This window comes from Aeromicrobium sp. IC_218 (genome assembly GCF_004336805.1).
Taxonomy (GTDB): domain Bacteria; phylum Actinomycetota; class Actinomycetes; order Propionibacteriales; family Nocardioidaceae; genus Aeromicrobium.
On the sequence record NZ_SJXM01000005.1, the window covers coordinates 164,478 to 181,273 of the forward strand.

Here is a 16,796-nt window from a genome sequence, read left to right on the forward strand (position 1 = left end):
GCCGATCAGGCCGTCTCGCGCGGCCAGACCACCTCGAAGCGCTCGAACACGACGTCCAGCTCGTCGACCCGCTCGGGGTCGAGGCCGAGCCGCTCGCACGAGCGGCGGAAGTACCGGCGGTGCCCGCGCAACCACGAGTCCCGGGTGCGGTCGTCCTCCCCCTCGTCCCAGGCGAACGCGTCGTCGACCGACTCCAGACGCCCGACGCGGACCTCGGACGTCCGCAGGACGACGGCCGGCACGCCGGCCCCGTCCGCGACGACCCAGTGGTCACCCGGCTGCGGCACGGGGTCGCCGTCCGCCTCGAACTGCGCGACGAGGTCGGCCGTCGCCCGCTTGGGCCCGTCGGTGACCAGCGCCAGCAGCTCGTCGCCCAGGCGCATCGAGTCGCCGAACGCCTCGAGCGGGGGCTGCTCGCCGTCGTGCTCGGGGTGGGCGGCGACGTACTCACGCCACAGGTCCGTCTCGGTGGCGACGTGGTGGAATCGTGACCCGACACCGCTGACCCGCGTCCGTCCGTCCGGACGTGACACGTCGACCAGCAGCCGACACGGCCGTCCCATGTCGTGTCCCTGCAGCACGGTCACCGGCACGGCAGCGTCGTGGCCGGTCGCCCGCAGCCAGCCGCCGAGCGCGGCAGCGGCCGCCCCGGTCGCCGGGTCCTCGTAGACCCCGCCGACCGGGAACGGGTTGCGGGCGTGGACGAGGTCGGGACGCTCGACGTGGAGCAGGCTCACCGTCGTCCATCCCTGGCCGAGCATGAGCGCCTTGAGCCGGTCGACGTCGTAGTCGAGCCGGGCGAGCCGCGCGCGCGACCCGGCGAACACGAGCAGGTGGTGCATGCCGCCGAACGCGACCGCGGGGTGCCGGGCGGGGTCCAGCTCGTCGGACGACCAGCGCAGCGCCGACAGCGCCTCGGCCAGGACGTCCGGGGCGACCGACACGCTCGACGCCGGGACGCTCGTGAGGGTCGCGGTGGTGCCGTCCGCGCCGTGGGTGGTCTCGACCTCGATCGGCCCGGCCGGCGTCTCGAACGTCAGCGAGCCGATGCCGTCCCGCTCGGCCAGCGCGACGGCGGTCGCGACCGTGGCGTGGCCGCAGAAGCCCACCTCGTCGAGCGGGCTGAAGAACCGCAGCCGGTGACGGCCAGGACGGTCGGTCGGCTCGACGAAGGCGCACTCGGAGTAGCCGAGCCGCGCCGCCAGGGCGAGCCGGTCGGCGTCGCTCCAGGTGCGGGCGTCCAGGACGACCCCGGCCGGGTTGCCGCCGGACCCCTCGTCGGTGAACGCGGCGTAGTGCAGCACCTCGGTCATGGCGTCCCTTCGTCGTGCTCGGTCGAGCGGCCGTCCCACGGACGCGGTCGGCACCGCCGACGGTCACGCTAGTGCCGTCGACCCCGCCTCCGCTCCCATCTCGCTGGGACGGGCGGAGGACGTCTCCGTCACAGGAAGCGCCAGGCGGCTCCAGCACCGACGCCGAACAGGCCGGCCGCGGCGGACCAGACGAGCGCCGGGGCCACGTGGCGCTCGCCGTGCCGGGCCCGGCCGCCGTCGGCGACGTGCTCGAGCGCGTCGGCGAGGTCGTCGGCGCCGTCGAACCGTCGGTCCGGGTCGAGGGCGGTGGCCTTGGCCAGGACGCCGTCGAGGGTGGCCGGGTCGACCCGCCGGGGCAGCCGCTCGGGACGCAGTCGGGGCGGCCGGTCGGTCTCGGTGCGCGTCACGAGGCTGTACGGGTCGCGGACGTCGAAGGGCAGCTCGCCGACCAGCAGGACGTACGCCAGCACGCCCAGCGCGTACACGTCGCAGCGCGCGTCGACGCCCTGCCCCAGCGCCTGCTCGGGGGCCATGAACGACGGCGTGCCGGTGGTGACCGTGATGCCGCTGGCCTCCGACAGCCGCTTCGAGCTGCCCAGGTCGGCCACGACGACGCGCTCGGCGTCCCCGTCGCCGCGCAGCAGGAAGTTCGCCGGCTTCACGTCGCGGTGCACGACCCCGGCCTCGTGCAGGACGGCCACCGCGCGGGCGGCCTCCGCAGCCAGGCGCAGGGCCACGACCGGCTCGAGGGTGCCGTCGGCCCGGCCGGCCAGCGTCCCGCCCTCGGCGAGGTCCATGACGAAGAACGGCTGGCCGTCGTGCACGCCCATGTCGTGCACCCGCACCACGCGGTCGCTCTCGACCCGGCGCAGCAGCCGCGCCTCGGCCAGGAACCGCTCGCGCACGTCGGCGTGGTGCGCCCAGTTCTCGGCCAGCACCTTCACCGCGACCGGCACGTCGAGCTCGGTGTCGAAGCCCTGCCAGACGGTGGCGAACGCACCCGACCCGCGCACCGCGTCGAGCCGGTAGCGTCCGATGGTCCTCACCGGCCCCAGTATGGTCACCCCGAGCCGGAGGAGGAGCCAGGTGATCGACGAGTCGCTGGTCGCGCAGGCCCGGTCGGGCGATCCCGTTGCGCTCGAGGCGCTGCTGCATGCGGTGCGGCCGGACGTCATGCGCCGCTGCTCGCGCGTGCTGCCGCTCCACCAGGACGCCGAGGACGCCGCCCAGGAGGCGCTGCTCACGATCGCCACGCGGCTGGACTCCTACGACGGGCGCGGCTCGTTCGCCGGCTGGGTCGCCGCCGTCGCGACCAACACCGCCCGCGCCGCGTACCGGACGATGCGCCGCCGTGCCGTCGAGTCCGGCTCGGCCGAGCCGCCCGAGCGGGCGGACCCGCGCACGACCAGCGTCGTCGCCGGCACCCGGCTGGACGTGCTGGAGGCCCTCGACCGGCTCGAGCACGACCACCCCGCCGCCGTCCGGGCCTTCGTGCTGCGCGACCTCGCCGAGCTCTCGTACGCCGACGTCGCCGCCCAGCTGGACGTGCCGGTGGGCACCGTGAAGGCGCGCATCCACACCGCGCGCAGGCACGTGCGCGAGAATCTTCGTCCTGCCGACAACTTTTCGTCCGCCCCGCGCATCTAACCGGTGTCAGCCCTCTCGACAGGAGCACCCCCATGCGTGTGAAGCCCGCCGCCCTCGTCCTCGTCTCCGCCCTCGCCCTGGGCGGCGTGGCCGGGGTCCTCGTGCGCAGCGTCCAGGACGACCGCCCGACCGGTGACGCGCGTCCGGCGGTCTCCGCCTCGTCGGACCCCACCGCGTCCGCCACCCCGACCCCGTCGACCGCCCCGGCCGCCGCCGACCCCGCGGTGCTGTCGCCCGGCCGCGCCGGGCCCGTCGAGGTGGGCATGAGCAAGGACGCCGCCCTCGCGACCGGCTTCCTGGACGCCGACGTCCCGGGCGCGGACGGGTGCCCCGACCTGCCGCTCGTCTGGAAGCCCGCCCTGGCCGACACGTTCGACGTGCAGACGCTGGGCAACGGTGAGATCAGCTCGATCGGCGTCCGCGGCACCGGGCCCCGCACTGCCGCCGGGCTCGGGGTCGGCAGTACCGCCGAGGAGGTCCGCCGCGTCGTCGACGAGGACACCGCGCAGGAGGCGGGCTTCGGCCAGTCCGGGCTGTTCGACTACGACGACCAGACCGGACGCTGGATCGGCTACCTCTTCGACGCCAGCCCAGACCGGCTGCGCGGGTCCGACGTCGTCTCGTTCGTCGAGCTCACCAAGGGCGCCCAGCCCGGGCTCGTCCGCTCCGGATGCTGACCGGGCCCGCCCCCGGCCCGGCGACCGCGACGTCCCGCGGTTTCCCGGACGCGCCCGCCCGGATCCACTTGAATGGACGTCGAGCGGCGCCTGGGCGGCGGGCCGCCAGTGACGGAGGAGCGTCGTGAAGATCAACGTCCTCGGCCCGCTCGCGGTCTCGCGCGACGACGAGGAGGTCGACGTCGGTCCCCGGCGCAACCGCGAGGTGCTGGCCGCGCTGCTCACCCGCGCCGGCAGCGTCGTCCCGCTCGACACCCTCGTCGACGAGGTCTGGGGCGACAGCCGGGTCGCGCCGGGCTCGGTGCACGTGGTGGTGTCGCGGCTCCGGTCGCGCGTCGGCGACGGGCTCGTCCAGACCCAGACGCCCGGCTACCGGCTCGTCCTGGACGGCCACGAGCTCGACGCGGACGTCTTCGAGTCGCACCTGCGGGCGGCCCGCGAGAGCGACGACCCCGCCGCGGCGCGCGCGAGCATCCAGGCGGCCCTGGCCCTGTGGCGGGGCGACGCGTACGCCGACGTGCAGCTGCGCTCGGCGCGCACCGAGGCCGACCGGCTGCACGCGATGCGCCTGTCCGCGCACGAGCAGCTGGCCCGGCTCGACCTCGACGAGGGCCGGCACGACGAGGTCGCCGAGCGGCTGGCCGTGCTGGTCGACGCCTACCCGCTCGACGAGGGCCTGCTGACGCCGCTGATGCTGGCGCTGTACCGGGGCGGTCGCCAGGCCGACGCCCTCGCCGTGCTCGACCGCGCCCGCCGCTGCCTGGACGAGGAGCTCGGCGTCGAGCCGACCCCGGCGACGCGCGACATGCACCAGCGCATCCTGCGCCAGGACCCCTCCCTCGACCACGTGCCCGCGGCCGCGCCGGTCCGCCCCGACGAGCCCGACCGCCCCTCGCTCATCGGCCGCCACGACGAGCTCGAGCGGCTCGTCGGCGAGGTGCGCCGCGGCTGGACGTCCGGGCTGTCCGTCACGTCCGTGGTCGGCGAGGCCGGCATCGGCAAGACCCGACTCGTCGAGGAAGCCGCCGCCCGCGCCACCGACGACGGCGCGCTCGTCGCCTTCGGACGCTGCTGGGACACCGACGGCACGCCCGCGATGTGGCCCTGGGAGCAGGTGCTCTCGGGACTGGCGGACCGGCTCGACCCCGGCCTGCTGGAGGAGGCGACCACCGGCCGCGGCCAGCTCGCCCGGCTGCTCGTCCGCTCGGACGACACCGCTCCCCTGCCGGTCACGTCCGACGTCGCCCCGACCCGGCTCTACGACGCGGTCACCGCGTTCGTCGAGACCGTCTCGGCCCGGCAGCCGCTCGTGCTCGTGCTGGAGGACATGCACTGGGCCGACCCCGGCTCCATCGAGCTGCTCGACTACCTGCTGACGTCGTGCCGCGGTGGACGCGTCGCGGTCGTGCTGACCGTGCGCGACCCGGACGGCTCGCTCGTCTGCTCGCGCGCGCTGACCGCCACGCTCGCCCGGGCCGCGGGCACCGTGCGCATCGACCTGTCCGGACTGGACGTGCCGGAGGTGCAGGAGCTGGCCACCCGCAGCCTCGGCGCCCCCGTCCCGCTGGCCACGGCGCGCGCGCTGCGCGAGCGCACCGACGGCAACCCGTTCTACGTCGGCGAGCTCGCGCGGCTCTACGGCGACGAGCGGCGCCGGCACGGACGCGGCGACACCCCCGTGCCCAGCGGCGTCCGGGCGGTCATCGAGCGTCGCCTGCGCCACCTGCCCGACGGCGACGCCGACGTGCTGGCCGCCGCGGCCGTCATCGGCCGCACCTTCGGCCTGCTGCTGCTCGAGGACGTCACGGGCACCGGGCGGCTCGCGCTGCTCGAGACGATCGACCGGGCGATGACGGCGGGGATCCTGACCCCGGCCGACGACGTCCTGGAGTACCGGTTCAGCCACGCCCTCGTGCAGGAGACGCTCACGGTCAGGATGAGCCTGGCCCGCCGGGCCGCCGTCCACGCCGCGGTCGCCGAGTCCCTGCAGGCCCGGCACGGGCCGGACGCGGTGCACGCCGCCGCGATCGCCCACCACTTCCTCGAGGCCCACCCGCACGCCGACGCGGCGAAGGCCATCCGCGCCTCGCTGCACGCCGCCGCCCTGGCGCAGCAGCGCCTGGCCTTCGACGACGCCGAGCGGCTGGTCCGGCGCGCCCTCGAGCTCGTCGGGGTGGTGCCCGCCGACCGGGCCGCCGCGCTCGAGGTCGAGCTTCGGGTCCGGCTCGGCTCGCTGCTGACCCTGCGCCACGGCTACAACGGGCCGGGCGTCGCCGAGGAGCGTCGCCGGGTGCTCGAGCTGAGCGGACCGGGCGGGGCGGTGCCGGACCTGTTCTCGGCGCACTGGGGCACGTGGGGCGGCGCCCTGGTCTCGGGCCACCTGGACGAGGCCGGCGCCGCCGTCCGGGCGCTGCAGGACGCCGCCGACGCCACGGGCGACCCGGGTCTCGCCCTCGCCACGCTGGTGGCTCGCGGCCAGACCGCCTGGCACCTCGGCCGGTTGACCGAGACCCGGGACGCCATGGAGCGCGCGGTCGCGCTGGCCGACGCCGCCGCGACGCCGTTCGACCTCGACCTGTGGCTCCAGCACCCCGGCGTCCAGGCCCGCATCTGGCTGTCCCTGGCGGTGGCCCAGCAGGGCGACCTGGAGCTGTCGCACCGCATCACGCGGGAGGCCGCGGAGGCGGCGCGGGACTCCGGCCACCTCTACACGGTCAGCTTCCAGCTCATCGCCGAGGGCGTGCGCAGCGTCGTGCTCGACCGGCCCGAGGCGGCCGTCGAGCACGCCCGCCGTGGGCAGGAGCTGGCCGTCGCCAACGGCTTCCTGCAGCTGCAGGCGTTCGCGCTCATGCCGATCGGCTGGGGAACCGGCCGGCTCGGTGACCCGGAGGCCGGGCTGGCCATGCTCGAGGCCGCGATCGCGGCCTTCACGTCGCTCTCGGACCGGCACCTGTTCGGCCCGTTCATGCTGCGCCTGGCCGCCGACCTCCACGGCCGGGCCGGACGAGCCGAGGAGGCGCTGCGCCTCACCGACGCCGCGCTGGCCCACACCGAGCGCACCGGCGAACGGTTCGACCTGGTCGACCTGCACCTGCTGCGCGCCCGGCTGCTGGCCGACGACACGGCCGCGGCCGGGGCCGAGCACGCGCGCGCGGCCGAGGTCGCCCGGGCCGAGGGCGCCGGGCTCCACCTCGACGGCCGGCACTGAGCCGGACGTCCGATCGCGGTCAGCGCGAGCCGGAGAACGGTCCCCGCAGCGCCGCCCACTGCAGCAGCATCACGGTCTTGGCGTCCACGACGTCCGTGCCGATGGACGCGAGCGCCGTGTCGAAGTCGAGCTCGACGACCTCGATGTCCTCGCCCTCCTCGGCGAGCCCGGCGCGCGACCCGTCGAGCCCGCGGACGCTGTAGGGCGCGGCGAAGAAGTGCAGCCGCTCGGTGACCGAGCCGGGGCTCATGTAGACGTCGAAGACGTGCTCGACGTCGCCGACCTCGACCCCGGTCTCCTCGGCCGCCTCGCGCCGGATGGCGTCCTCGGGCGAGTCGTCGTCGAGCAGCCCGGCTGCCGTCTCCAGCAGCATCCCGTCGGGGTGGTCGTTGACGTAGACCGCGTAGCGGAACTGCCGGGTGAGCAGCACGGTGCGCCGCTCGGGCTCGTACAGCAGGATCGTCGCACCGTCGCCGCGGTCGTACGTCTCACGCCGCTCGGTGCTGACCGTGCCGTCCGGGTGCGTGTAGTCGTAGGTGGTGGCCCGCAGCACGCACCAGTCGCTGGCCAGCAGCTCGACCTCGCGCACCCGCACGCGCGGGTTGCGCCGCAGGTCGAGCCCGGTCAGGTGCAGGCCGGTGCGTCCCCGGCGGTCGGGGACGTCGGCGCCAGGGGTTCCGTCGGTCACGTGGCTAGGACAGCCAGGTCGGGCGCAGCGGGAAGCCGGACGTGCCGTCGGGCGCGTTCTTGACCGCCAGCACGTGGTGCAGCTCGATCTCGTCGCGCTCGAAGGCGATGCGCGAACCGGCCATGTACAGGCCCCAGATCTTGGCCCGGCCGAGCGACACCTCGCGCAGCGCCTCGTCCCAGTTCCGCTCCAGGTTGGCGCACCAGGCCTCGAGCGTCCGCGCGTAGTGCTCGCGGATGTTCTCGGTGTGCCGCACCTCCAGGCCGACGTCCTGGACGGTCGAGACGATCGTCCCGGACCCGGCCAGCTCGCCATCGGGGAAGACGTACCGGTCGATGAAGGCGCCCGCGGACGTCGGCGAGACGTTGTCACGGCGCGTGATGCAGTGGTTGAGCAGGCGGCCGCCGACGGCCAGCTTGTCGCGCAGGAACGAGAAGTACGCCGGGTAGTTCTTCACGCCGATGTGCTCGGTCATGCCGATCGAGCTGATCGCGTCGAAGCCGGACTCGAGCACGTCGCGGTAGTCGCTGAAGCGCACCTCGGCCAGGTGCTCCAGGCCGCGCTCCTTGATCGCCTTCTGCGCCCACTCGGCCTGCTCCTGCGACAGCGTCACGCCGAGCACCTTGACCCCGTAGTGCTCGGCGGCGTGCATGACCATGCCGCCCCAGCCGCAGCCGACGTCGAGCAGGCGCTGACCCGGCTGCAGGTCGAGCTTGCGGCAGACCAGGTCGAACTTCTCGGCCTGCGCCTCCTCCAGCGTCGCGTCCGCCGTCGGGTAGACCGCGCAGGTGTACGCCATCGACGGGCCGAGCACGAGCTCGTAGAACCGGTTCGACACGTCGTAGTGGTGGTGGATGGCGTCGGCGTCGCGCACCTTGGTGTGGCGCAGGCCCTCGAGCGTCCGGCGCCAGCGCGGCAGGTGCTCCTCGACCGGCGGCGCGGGCGGGACGAGGTTGCCCACGCCCAGGCCGCGCACGATCTTCACCAGCTCGGCGGGCGGCGGCAGCTTGAAGCTGAGCTTGCTCAGGATCTCGGTCATGAGCGGGTACGGGTCGCCCGGGTGGACGCCCTCGATCTCCAGGTCGCCGGCCACGTAGGCGCGGGCGAAGCCCAGGTCGCCGGGGGCCGTGACCAGGAAGGCCAGGCCGCGCTGGTTGAGCAGCCGCACCGTGTACGGCGACGCGGGGTCGCCGGTGGTGCTGCCGTCGTAGGCCTCGAAGCGGAACGGGATGCCGTGGCGCATGAGCCGCTCGAGGGCTCCGGCGATGGTGATGCGCTCGGGGTCGAGCAGGGTCATGAGTTCCTCACCGCTTTCTCGTACAAGGTGCTGAGTCGTCCCTGCGGGTCGTAGCGCTCGCGCACCCGCGCGAGGTTCTGCCCGCCGTACATGGCGTCGAAGGTCTCCTGGTCGTAGAACGCCTCGGAGTACAGCGACTTGTGGCCGTCGAGCCGTCCCACGGCTTCCTCGACCCGCCGGTTGACGTAGCCCGCCGGCGCGTCCGCGGGCACGACGACCGTGCCCCAGAAGCCGACGTTGACGTACGTCTCGCCGGTCGCGAGCGGGTACGTGGCCCACGGACGCTGGGTGCGCAGCGGGCACAGCCAGACCGGGCGCATCCCGACCTCGGCGTCGAACCACTCCAGGAACTCCGGCAGCCGCTCCAGCGGCACCTCGATGTCCTGGATGACGCGCTCGCGGCCGGGCACCTTCTTGATCCGGTCCAGCTTCTCGATGATCCCGAACCGGGCGTCGAGCGCGACGATCTTGTGGAACACGTCGCTGCGCCGCCACCGGCGGGGCCAGACGCGTCGCAGCCGGGGGTTCTGCGCCCCGAACGCGGCCGAGCACCAGAACCAATCGGTGTCCCAGCGCCACAGGTAGTCGTGGATGGTCAGCGCGTCCGTGCGCCGCTCCTGGATCGAGCGGTAGTAGACCTGCTGGCCGGTGTAGTCGCTCAGCGCGGCCGGGCGCTCGTCGGTGTACTCGGCCAGCGTCAGGTAGACCTCGTCCGGGCTGAACGCGGTGCCGTCGACGGCGTCGACGCGCACGCCCTCCCACGCGCCGGCCTCGACGACCTGGCCGAGCGCCTTGGTGGCCGACGCGACGTCGTCGAAGCGCACGTGGCGCAGCCGGACGTACGGCGGCACCTGCTCCAGCCCGATCCGCAGCCGGGTGGCGTAGCCGAGGCTGCCGTAGGAGTTGGGGAAGGCGTCGAACAGGTCGGCGTGCTCGTTGTCGGCGGTGGCCGTGACGACCTCGCCGCTGCCGGTCAGCACGTCCATCTCGAGCACCGACTCGTGCGGCAGCCCGTTGCGGAAGGACGTCGACTCGATGCCCAGCCCGGTGACGGCGCCGCCCAGCGTGATGGTGCGCAGCTGCGGCACGACGTACGGCACGAGCCCGTACGGCAGCGTCGCCTCGACGAGGTGCTCGTAGGTGCAGGCCAGCTGCACGTCCGCGGTGCGGGCGACCGGGTCGATGGAGATCACCCCGTCGAGCCCGCTGACGTCGAGCCCGGGCGTCGTCGTGGCGGCGCGCGGACGGAACAGGTTCGAGGTCTTCTTGGCCAGACGGACGCGCTCGCCCGGCGCTATGGCGGCGTACGAGGCGAGCAGTCGGTCCATGGCCACGCGGTGCGCGTCCCAGCCCTTCACGCGCTCAGACTATTACCGCAACAAGTTGCATGGTGCACTGGTCGTGCGCGACCTCCGTCACGCCTCCAGGAGCCAGACCAGCGCCTCCGCCGGAACGTCGGCCTCGAGGGTCAGCGCCCGGCCGTCGTGGATCCGCAGCTCGTCGCCCGGAGCGAGCTCGTCGGCGCCGTGCCGGACGCGTCCGCGGGTGACGTGGACGAGCGTCCGGGCCGCCGCCGGCACCTCGACCTCGTCGCCGGCACCGAGGCGGGCGACGAGCAGCCGGGCCGGCGCGTGGACGTCCACGGCGGCGTGGAGCCCGGGACCGTCGGCCACCGTCGCCTGCGCGTACTCGGGGTCGTCCCCGTGCTGGGAGACGAGCATCATCTGCACGAACACGAGCGGCTCGGTGCCGGACGCGTTGTGCTCGCCGTGGAGCACGCCCGACCCGGCGCTCAGCCGCTGGGCCGTGCCGGGCTCGACGACGCCACCGGGGCCGGCGGTGTCCTCGTGCCGCAGCGCGCCGTCGAGCACCCAGGTGACGATCTCGACGTCGGCGTGGCGGTGCGGCGCGTACCCGCGCCCCGGCTCGACGTGCTCGGTGTTGATCGCGACGAGCGGCCCGAACCCGACGTTCGCCGGGTCGTAGTGGTCCCCGTAGGAGAACGAGTGCCGGGTACGGACACCGTCGCCCACGGTCTCGTAGCGGTCCGCCGCGCGGCGCAGCTCGGCGTCAGGCATAGCCGAGCTCGTGCAGGCGCGCGTCGTCGATGCCGAAGTGGTGGGCGATCTCGTGGACCACGGTGATGCGGACCTCCTCCACGACGTCCTCCTCGCTCTCGCACATGGCCAGCGTCGGGTTGCGGTAGACGAAGATGCGGTCGGGCACGACGCCGCCATACGCGTGGTCGCGCTCGGTCAGCGGGATGCCGTCGTACAGGCCGAGCAGGTGCGGGTCGTGCGGCGGCGCGTCGTCCTCGACGAACAGCACGACGTTGTCCAGCAGCTCGACGAGCTCGGCCGGCACGCCGGCGAACGCCTCGTCCACGAGCTGGTCGAACCGTTCCGCGCTGATCTCCACCACGCGGACATCGTCCCAGGCCCGGCCCAACCGAGCCGGTGGGTATGCTGAGCCGGTCCAGCCCCCGTCGTCTAGCGGCCTAGGACACCGCCCTTTCACGGCGGCAGCGCGGGTTCGAATCCCGTCGGGGGTGCTCTTGATCACGTTCCGCCCATCTCGAGATGCGCTAGGTGCCATACCGGGTGAAGATTTTCTCATCACCTCCACCGCACATCGCGCATCCCTGTGGCGGAGGACAACGAACTAGGACCCTCGTCGACCCCGGTCGACGAGGGTCCCTTCGCGTCCTGGACGGTTCCTGAGCCTGTCGAAGGACGTGGCACGCTGAGGCCGTGCCCGCCGGACGCTTCGCCCCCAGCCCCTCGGGCGACCTGCACGTCGGCAACCTGCGCACCGCCGTGCTCGCCTGGCTGTTCGCCCGCTCGACCGGACGCGACTTCCTCGTCCGGGTCGAGGACATCGACCGCGTGCGTCCCGGCTCGGCCGAGCGACAGCTGGACGACCTGCGGGCCCTCGGCCTGGACTGGGACGGCGAGCCGCTCATGCAGTCCACCCGCACGGACGTCCACGTGGACGCGATCCGACGGCTGGACGAGGCCGGTCTGACCTACGAGTGCTTCTGCACCCGGCGCGAGATCGCCGAGGCGGCGTCCGCACCGCACGCCGCGCCCGGCGCCTACCCGGGCACCTGCCGCCACCTCACCGAGTCCGAGCGCGAGCTGCGCCGGCGCGAGCGTCCGGCCGCGATCCGGCTGCGGGCCGGCGTCACGACGTGGGCGGTCGACGACGTGCTGCACGGGCGCTACGAGGGCACGGTCGACGACTTCGTGCTGCGCCGCAACGACGGCGTCCCGGCCTACAACCTCGCGGTCGTGGTCGACGACGCCGACCAGGGCATCGACCAGGTGGTGCGGGGCGACGACCTGCTCAGCTCGGCCCCGCGGCAGGCCTACCTGGCCGACCTGCTCGGCCGTCCGGCCCCCGAGTACGCCCACGTCCCGCTCGCCCTGAACACCGAGGGGCGACGCCTGGCCAAGCGTGACGGCGCCGTGACCCGGCGCGAGCTGGAGGACCTCGGCGTCGACGTGCCGGCGATGGTCGCGGCTTCGCTCGGGCTCCCCGGACGCTCGCCGCGCGAGCTGCTGGCCGCCTTCGACCCGGTTCGGCTGCCGCGCGAGCCCTGGGTGGTCGTGCCGCCCGTCGGTGCGTCGTGAGCGGTACGGCCAAGGCCGTCATACCGGCGTTTCCGCGGCTCGGAGCGAGCAGACGACCCCCGGTTTTGGAGTCCGCGGAGGGGTAGGTTAGAGTTGCCGTCGGCTCAGCGAGAGCAGGGCCGCAGCAGGAACAGCAACATGGCCCCGTGGCGCAGTTGGTTAGCGCGCCGCCCTGTCACGGCGGAGGTCGCGGGTTCGAGTCCCGTCGGGGTCGCAAGTCAGCCGAGAGGCCGGTCGTCATGACCGGCCTCTCGGCTTTTTCGTGCCCACCCCCGCGCTCGCCGAAGGCCCGGTCCCCGAGCCCGTCGAAGGGCCGGTCCCTGAGCCTGTCGAAGGACGCCCGTGGCAGGGTGAAGCCATGTCCGACGCGCTGACCTCCCGCCTGCACGACGTCCTGCCGAGCGTGCTGTCCGACCTGGACCACCTCGTGCGCATCCCCTCGGTGTGGGCCCAGCCCGAGCACCGCGACGACGTCCGACGCTCGGCCACCGAGGTCGAGCGTCTGCTCCGCGAGGCCGGCTTCGCCCGGACCAAGATCGTGTCCGTCGGCGACGGCGCCCCCGCGGTCATCGCGCACCACCCGGCACCCGAGGGCGCGCCCACCGTGCTGCTGTACGCCCACCACGACGTGCAGCCGGTCGGCGACGAGAGCCTGTGGACGTCCCCGCCGTTCGAGCCGACGCAGCGCGGCGACCGGCTGTTCGCGCGCGGCGCAGCCGACGACAAGGCCGGCATCGCCGCGCACCTGGCCGCGTTCCGCGCCCACGGCGGCCAGCCCCCCGTCGGCGTCACGGTGTTCGTCGAGGGCGAGGAGGAGTCCGGCTCCCCCACCCTGGTCGAGCTGCTCACCACGTACCGCGACGAGCTGGCGGCCGACGCGATCGTCATCGCCGACTCGGCCAACTGGGACGTCGGCGTCCCGGCGCTGACCGTGTCGCTGCGCGGCCTGGTCGACTGCGAGGTCACGGTGCGCACGCTCGACCACGCCGTCCACTCGGGCATGTGGGGCGGCGTCGTCCCGGACGCCCTCACGACGCTGTGCCGCCTGGTCGCGACGCTGCACGACGCGGACGGCTCGGTCGCGGTCGAGGGCCTGCACCACGGCACCGCCGCCGACCTGACGTACCCGGAGGACCGGCTGCGCGCGGAGTCCGGCGTGCTGGACGGCGTCGAGCAGATCGGCACCGGCTCCGTCGTGCAGCGCCTCTGGGCCGAGCCGGCGATCAGCGTCATCGGCATCGACGCGACCCCGGTCGACATCGCGTCCAACACCCTGTCGCCGTCGGCACGGGCCAAGATCAGCATGCGCGTGGCGCCCGGCGGCGACGCCGAGGCCCACCTGGACGCCCTGCAGCGGCACCTGGAGCAGCACGCCCCGTTCGGCGCGAAGGTCGAGGTGACCCGCGGCGAGGTGGGCTCCCCGTACGCGGTCGACGCGACGGGCCCGGCGTACGACGCCGCACGCAGTGCGTTCCGCGACGCCTGGGACGGCACCGAGCCGGTCGACATGGGCATGGGCGGCTCGATCCCGTTCATCGCCGAGTTCGCCCGCATCTTCCCCGACGCGGCCGTGCTGGTGACCGGCGTCGAGGACCCGGACACCCGTGCCCACGGCATCGACGAGGGCCTGCACCTGGCGGAGTTCGAGCGCGTCTGCCTGGCCGAGACGCTGCTGCTGCAGCGCCTGGCCGACGTGGGACCGGTTTCCTGAGCCCCGAGCCCATCGGGTAAGGTGATGGTCGCTTGCTCGCAAGCACGGCCAGGTAGCTCAGTTGGTACGAGCGACCGCCTGAAAAGCGGTAGGTCGCCGGTTCGACCCCGGCCCTGGCCACCATCACGACGAAGCCCCCGCACCCCCGGTGCGGGGGCTTTCTCGTTCCTCACGCTGCTCGCCAGCGTCCGTCATCGCGCCACTGGCCGTCGGGTCCGCGGGTCTGGACGCGTCCGTGGTCGTCGCGGCGGAACTGCCAGCCGTCGCGGTGGGCCTGGTGGTGGTGTCGGGGGCAGAGCAGGACCGCGTTGTCCAGGTCCGTCGTGCCGCCCGCGCTCCAAGGGATGGGGTGATGGACCTCGGACCATGACGGTGGTCTGTCACATCCGGGTGCGACGCAGCCGAGGTCGCGGAGTCCGAGGGCAGTCTTCTGGTGCTTGGTGAAGAGTCGCTTGGTGCGGCCGAGGTCGAGCGGGAGGGACTCGCCGTCCAGGACGGCCGGGACGACGCCGGCGGTGCAGGCGAGGCGGCGGGTCTCGCCGCCCGAGAGCCGAGTGCCAGTCGCCAGGGTGGAGGCCGCGAGACCGTCGCGAAGGTCCTTCAGCTGCATCGTCACGACGAGGGTGGCCGCGGTGGTGCCGGACTGCGGGAGCCCGTCGACGGGCATCTTCTCGACCAGGTGGGCGAACGCGTGGCCCTGTCGCTGGCCGAGGGTCCCTTCGACAGGCTCAGGGACCGGGATCGCCTCAGGCGCGGACCGGTCGTTGAGCTTGTGGAAACGACCGTTGCCCTGCCTCGGGGCGGTGAAGGCGTCGAGCATCGTCTTCAGCAGCTCGGCCTGGAGGTCGGGCAGCACGAACCCGCCGCGCCAGGTGCCGTCCCGGTTGTCGGCCATCCAGAATTCCGTGCGCTCCCAGGCGCGGGCTTCCTGCTTCTCGAGCGCATCGTTCTCGATCTGGTCGACGACGGGCTTGGGTGCGTACACGTCCGCGATCCGCCGGGCCCGACACGACAGGTCCTTGGCCGACAGCGTCTGCGCCGCCGCGATCAACGTCTGCTCGCACCGTTCCTGATGCTCCGCCGGCACGCCCAGCAGAGCGTTGACGATCACCACCGCCTGGGCCTCGGTGATCAGTCCTTCGGCCAGTGCCCGCTCGGTCGCGGTCCGCTCACCCAACGACCGCGCCAGCCGCACCTGCCGGCTCGCCGCGCGCCGGTCACGTCCGAAGTCGCGGGCCAGCAGGTCGGCCGTGCCGGTGGACCCGCCAAGACCCACCGGCACCAGAGCATCGACCGCCCGCACCACCGCCGCACTGTGCGCGGCCAGGCGCGCCTGCAGCCGCTGGATCCGCATCGCCGCCCGCCGCGCCTCGTCCGGCGACAGCCCCAGGTACGACGAAGGATCAGCGGCGTCGAGGGCTCGCTCGAGCTCGTCCAGGAACGCCACCGGCGACTCCGTCTCGACGAGCTCAGCAACCATGATTCCCCCGAATCGAACTGATGTTCCCATCCTAGACGCGGTCGCCGACAGTTCTCGATGCTTCAGCTCATCTGTGGATCACCCGTTTCGCCCCGCTGAGCAACCCGTTCCCGTACCCTCAGCAGGCCGACGCTCGAGACCGGGGGATTCCATGCGCCGACCCTTCTTCGCCCTGCCGCTGCTGCTCGCCCTCGTGGTGGGCGCGCTCGCCGGACCGTCCACGACCGCCACCGCGGCCGAGCCGCCGGTCGTGACGCCGGGAGACGCCTTCGACAGCGTCCCCACGCTCTCGATCGGCCGCGCCGTCGTCGGTCAGCGGGTCAAGGCGACCCCGAGCGGATCCTTTGCACCGACGCCGACCCGCGTCACGTACCGCTGGTACGTCGACGACGAGTACGTCGGCTGGAGCGGTGAGGGAGACTGGCCCGTCTACCGCGCGTACGCCGGTCATCGCCTTCGGGTCGAGCTCCACGCCGAGCGGACCGAGGACGGGGACTTCCGAACCGGCGTGGTCGCCGCGAGCACGGTCGTCTCCCCCGCGACGCGGACGATCAAGCGTCTCCCGACCTTCTCCCACGCGCAGGCCGGGAACCGAGTCTGGCTCGAGACCTACTTCCCCGTCTGGAACCAGGAGCCGGACCCGGCCGAGTCCGACGCGCGGCGCACGTACCAGTGGCTGTTGGACGGCCGCGTGGTCTGGACGTCCCGCGACTCGGCGGTGACCCTGCCGCGGAGGTCCAAGGGCCAGCGCCTCCAGGCTCGAGTCATCCTCGACCAGCCGGGATTCCAGCGGGCGACGGCGACGAGTCGCCCCGTCACCGTCGGCGGGCTGCTCTTCCGCCGCACCGGCTACCCGGAGATCGAGTCCTTCCTGCCCGAGGTCGGCAGGACCGTGCGCGTCGACACCGACACCTGGTCCCCCCGGCCGACCCGCTTCACGTACCAGTGGTTCCTGAACGGCAAGAAGATCAAGGGCGCCACGAAGTCGCGGCTCAAGGTGACCAAGCGGATGAAGCGCAAGTACCTCAAGGTCAGCATCACCGGTCACCGCCGCTACTACGAGCCCGAGACGACCTTCTCGACGAGCTACAAGGTCTACGGGCCGAACCTGAGCTGAGCCGACCTGGAGCGTCCGTCCCCGAC

The 16,796-nt window shown here is 73.6% G+C and carries 14 protein-coding genes and 3 tRNA genes; 9 read left to right on the forward strand and 8 right to left on the reverse strand.

The window, feature by feature from the left end:
* Nucleotides 1–5 precede the first annotated feature (5 nt).
* Both E0W78_RS16745 and E0W78_RS08150 read right to left on the reverse strand, forming a co-directional pair.
* Nucleotides 6–1,313 carry a PhzF family phenazine biosynthesis isomerase gene (locus E0W78_RS16745; RefSeq protein ID WP_131403363.1) on the reverse strand — a complete coding sequence of 436 codons (1,308 nt, stop codon included), beginning with the start codon at nucleotides 1,311–1,313 and terminating at the stop codon, nucleotides 6–8.
* A gap of 128 nt (nucleotides 1,314–1,441) precedes the next feature.
* The gene (locus tag E0W78_RS08150) at nucleotides 1,442–2,359 is read right to left on the reverse strand and encodes a serine/threonine-protein kinase (protein ID WP_131403364.1); all 918 of its coding nucleotides are present in this window, start codon (nucleotides 2,357–2,359) and stop codon (nucleotides 1,442–1,444) included.
* A gap of 40 nt (nucleotides 2,360–2,399) precedes the next feature.
* On the opposite strand from E0W78_RS08150, the gene E0W78_RS08155 reads away from it, so the two are divergent.
* The 3 genes from E0W78_RS08155 (at nucleotide 2,400) to E0W78_RS08165 (ending at nucleotide 6,845) form a co-directional block, all read left to right on the forward strand.
* Complete coding sequence (locus E0W78_RS08155; protein WP_242686277.1) at nucleotides 2,400–2,960, forward strand: RNA polymerase sigma factor; 561 nt, start codon at nucleotides 2,400–2,402, stop codon at nucleotides 2,958–2,960.
* 32 nt (nucleotides 2,961–2,992) lie between these two features.
* Nucleotides 2,993–3,637: a hypothetical protein gene (locus E0W78_RS08160; RefSeq protein ID WP_131403366.1), complete on the forward strand. Its 645-nt coding sequence runs from the start codon at nucleotides 2,993–2,995 to the stop codon at nucleotides 3,635–3,637.
* A 124-nt stretch (nucleotides 3,638–3,761) separates the two neighbouring features.
* Nucleotides 3,762–6,845: a BTAD domain-containing putative transcriptional regulator gene (locus E0W78_RS08165; RefSeq protein WP_131403367.1), complete on the forward strand. Its 3,084-nt coding sequence runs from the start codon at nucleotides 3,762–3,764 to the stop codon at nucleotides 6,843–6,845.
* A 19-nt stretch (nucleotides 6,846–6,864) separates the two neighbouring features.
* Here the strand turns inward: E0W78_RS08165 and E0W78_RS08170 are convergent, their stop codons facing one another.
* From E0W78_RS08170 to E0W78_RS08190, 5 genes are read right to left on the reverse strand one after another with little or no spacing between them, the layout of a single operon-like run.
* Nucleotides 6,865–7,533 (reverse strand): NUDIX domain-containing protein, encoded by a 669-nt coding sequence (locus E0W78_RS08170; RefSeq protein WP_131403368.1) that lies wholly within the window; start codon nucleotides 7,531–7,533, stop codon nucleotides 6,865–6,867.
* Nucleotides 7,534–7,537: 4 nt separating this feature from the next.
* Nucleotides 7,538–8,830, reverse strand: coding sequence for a cyclopropane-fatty-acyl-phospholipid synthase family protein (locus E0W78_RS08175; RefSeq protein ID WP_131403369.1), 1,293 nt, complete (start codon nucleotides 8,828–8,830; stop codon nucleotides 7,538–7,540).
* Nucleotides 8,827–10,188 (reverse strand): FAD-binding oxidoreductase, encoded by a 1,362-nt coding sequence (locus tag E0W78_RS08180; protein ID WP_242686278.1) that lies wholly within the window; start codon nucleotides 10,186–10,188, stop codon nucleotides 8,827–8,829. Before E0W78_RS08180 ends, E0W78_RS08175 begins: the two co-directional genes overlap by 4 nt.
* 57 nt (nucleotides 10,189–10,245) lie before the next feature.
* A complete protein-coding gene (locus E0W78_RS08185; RefSeq protein ID WP_131403370.1) occupies nucleotides 10,246–10,908 on the reverse strand; it encodes a pirin family protein in 663 nt (220 codons plus the stop codon).
* Nucleotides 10,901–11,251, reverse strand: coding sequence for a metallopeptidase family protein (locus E0W78_RS08190; protein WP_131403371.1), 351 nt, complete (start codon nucleotides 11,249–11,251; stop codon nucleotides 10,901–10,903). The genes E0W78_RS08185 and E0W78_RS08190 overlap by 8 nt, the downstream gene beginning before the upstream one ends.
* Before the next feature lie 57 nt (nucleotides 11,252–11,308).
* On the opposite strand from E0W78_RS08190, the gene E0W78_RS08195 reads away from it, so the two are divergent.
* From E0W78_RS08195 to E0W78_RS08215, 5 genes are all read left to right on the forward strand, one after another.
* Nucleotides 11,309–11,381, forward strand: a tRNA-Glu gene (locus E0W78_RS08195).
* A gap of 199 nt (nucleotides 11,382–11,580) precedes the next feature.
* On the forward strand, nucleotides 11,581–12,462 hold the full coding sequence (gene gluQRS, locus E0W78_RS08200; protein WP_131403372.1) for a tRNA glutamyl-Q(34) synthetase GluQRS: 882 nt from the start codon (nucleotides 11,581–11,583) through the stop codon (nucleotides 12,460–12,462).
* 140 nt (nucleotides 12,463–12,602) lie between these two features.
* Nucleotides 12,603–12,676 (forward strand) — tRNA-Asp (locus tag E0W78_RS08205).
* 144 nt (nucleotides 12,677–12,820) lie between these two features.
* On the forward strand, nucleotides 12,821–14,173 hold the full coding sequence (locus tag E0W78_RS08210) for a dipeptidase (protein ID WP_131403373.1): 1,353 nt from the start codon (nucleotides 12,821–12,823) through the stop codon (nucleotides 14,171–14,173).
* 46 nt (nucleotides 14,174–14,219) lie between these two features.
* Nucleotides 14,220–14,296, forward strand: a tRNA-Phe gene (locus E0W78_RS08215).
* Between the two features lie 46 nt (nucleotides 14,297–14,342).
* On the opposite strand, the gene E0W78_RS08220 is transcribed toward E0W78_RS08215, so the two are convergent.
* On the reverse strand, nucleotides 14,343–15,653 hold the full coding sequence (locus E0W78_RS08220; protein WP_165570445.1) for an HNH endonuclease signature motif containing protein: 1,311 nt from the start codon (nucleotides 15,651–15,653) through the stop codon (nucleotides 14,343–14,345).
* Between the two features lie 151 nt (nucleotides 15,654–15,804).
* On the opposite strand from E0W78_RS08220, the gene E0W78_RS08225 reads away from it, so the two are divergent.
* Nucleotides 15,805–16,770, forward strand: coding sequence for a hypothetical protein (locus tag E0W78_RS08225; protein WP_131403375.1), 966 nt, complete (start codon nucleotides 15,805–15,807; stop codon nucleotides 16,768–16,770).
* The last annotated feature ends 26 nt before the right edge of the window (nucleotides 16,771–16,796 follow it).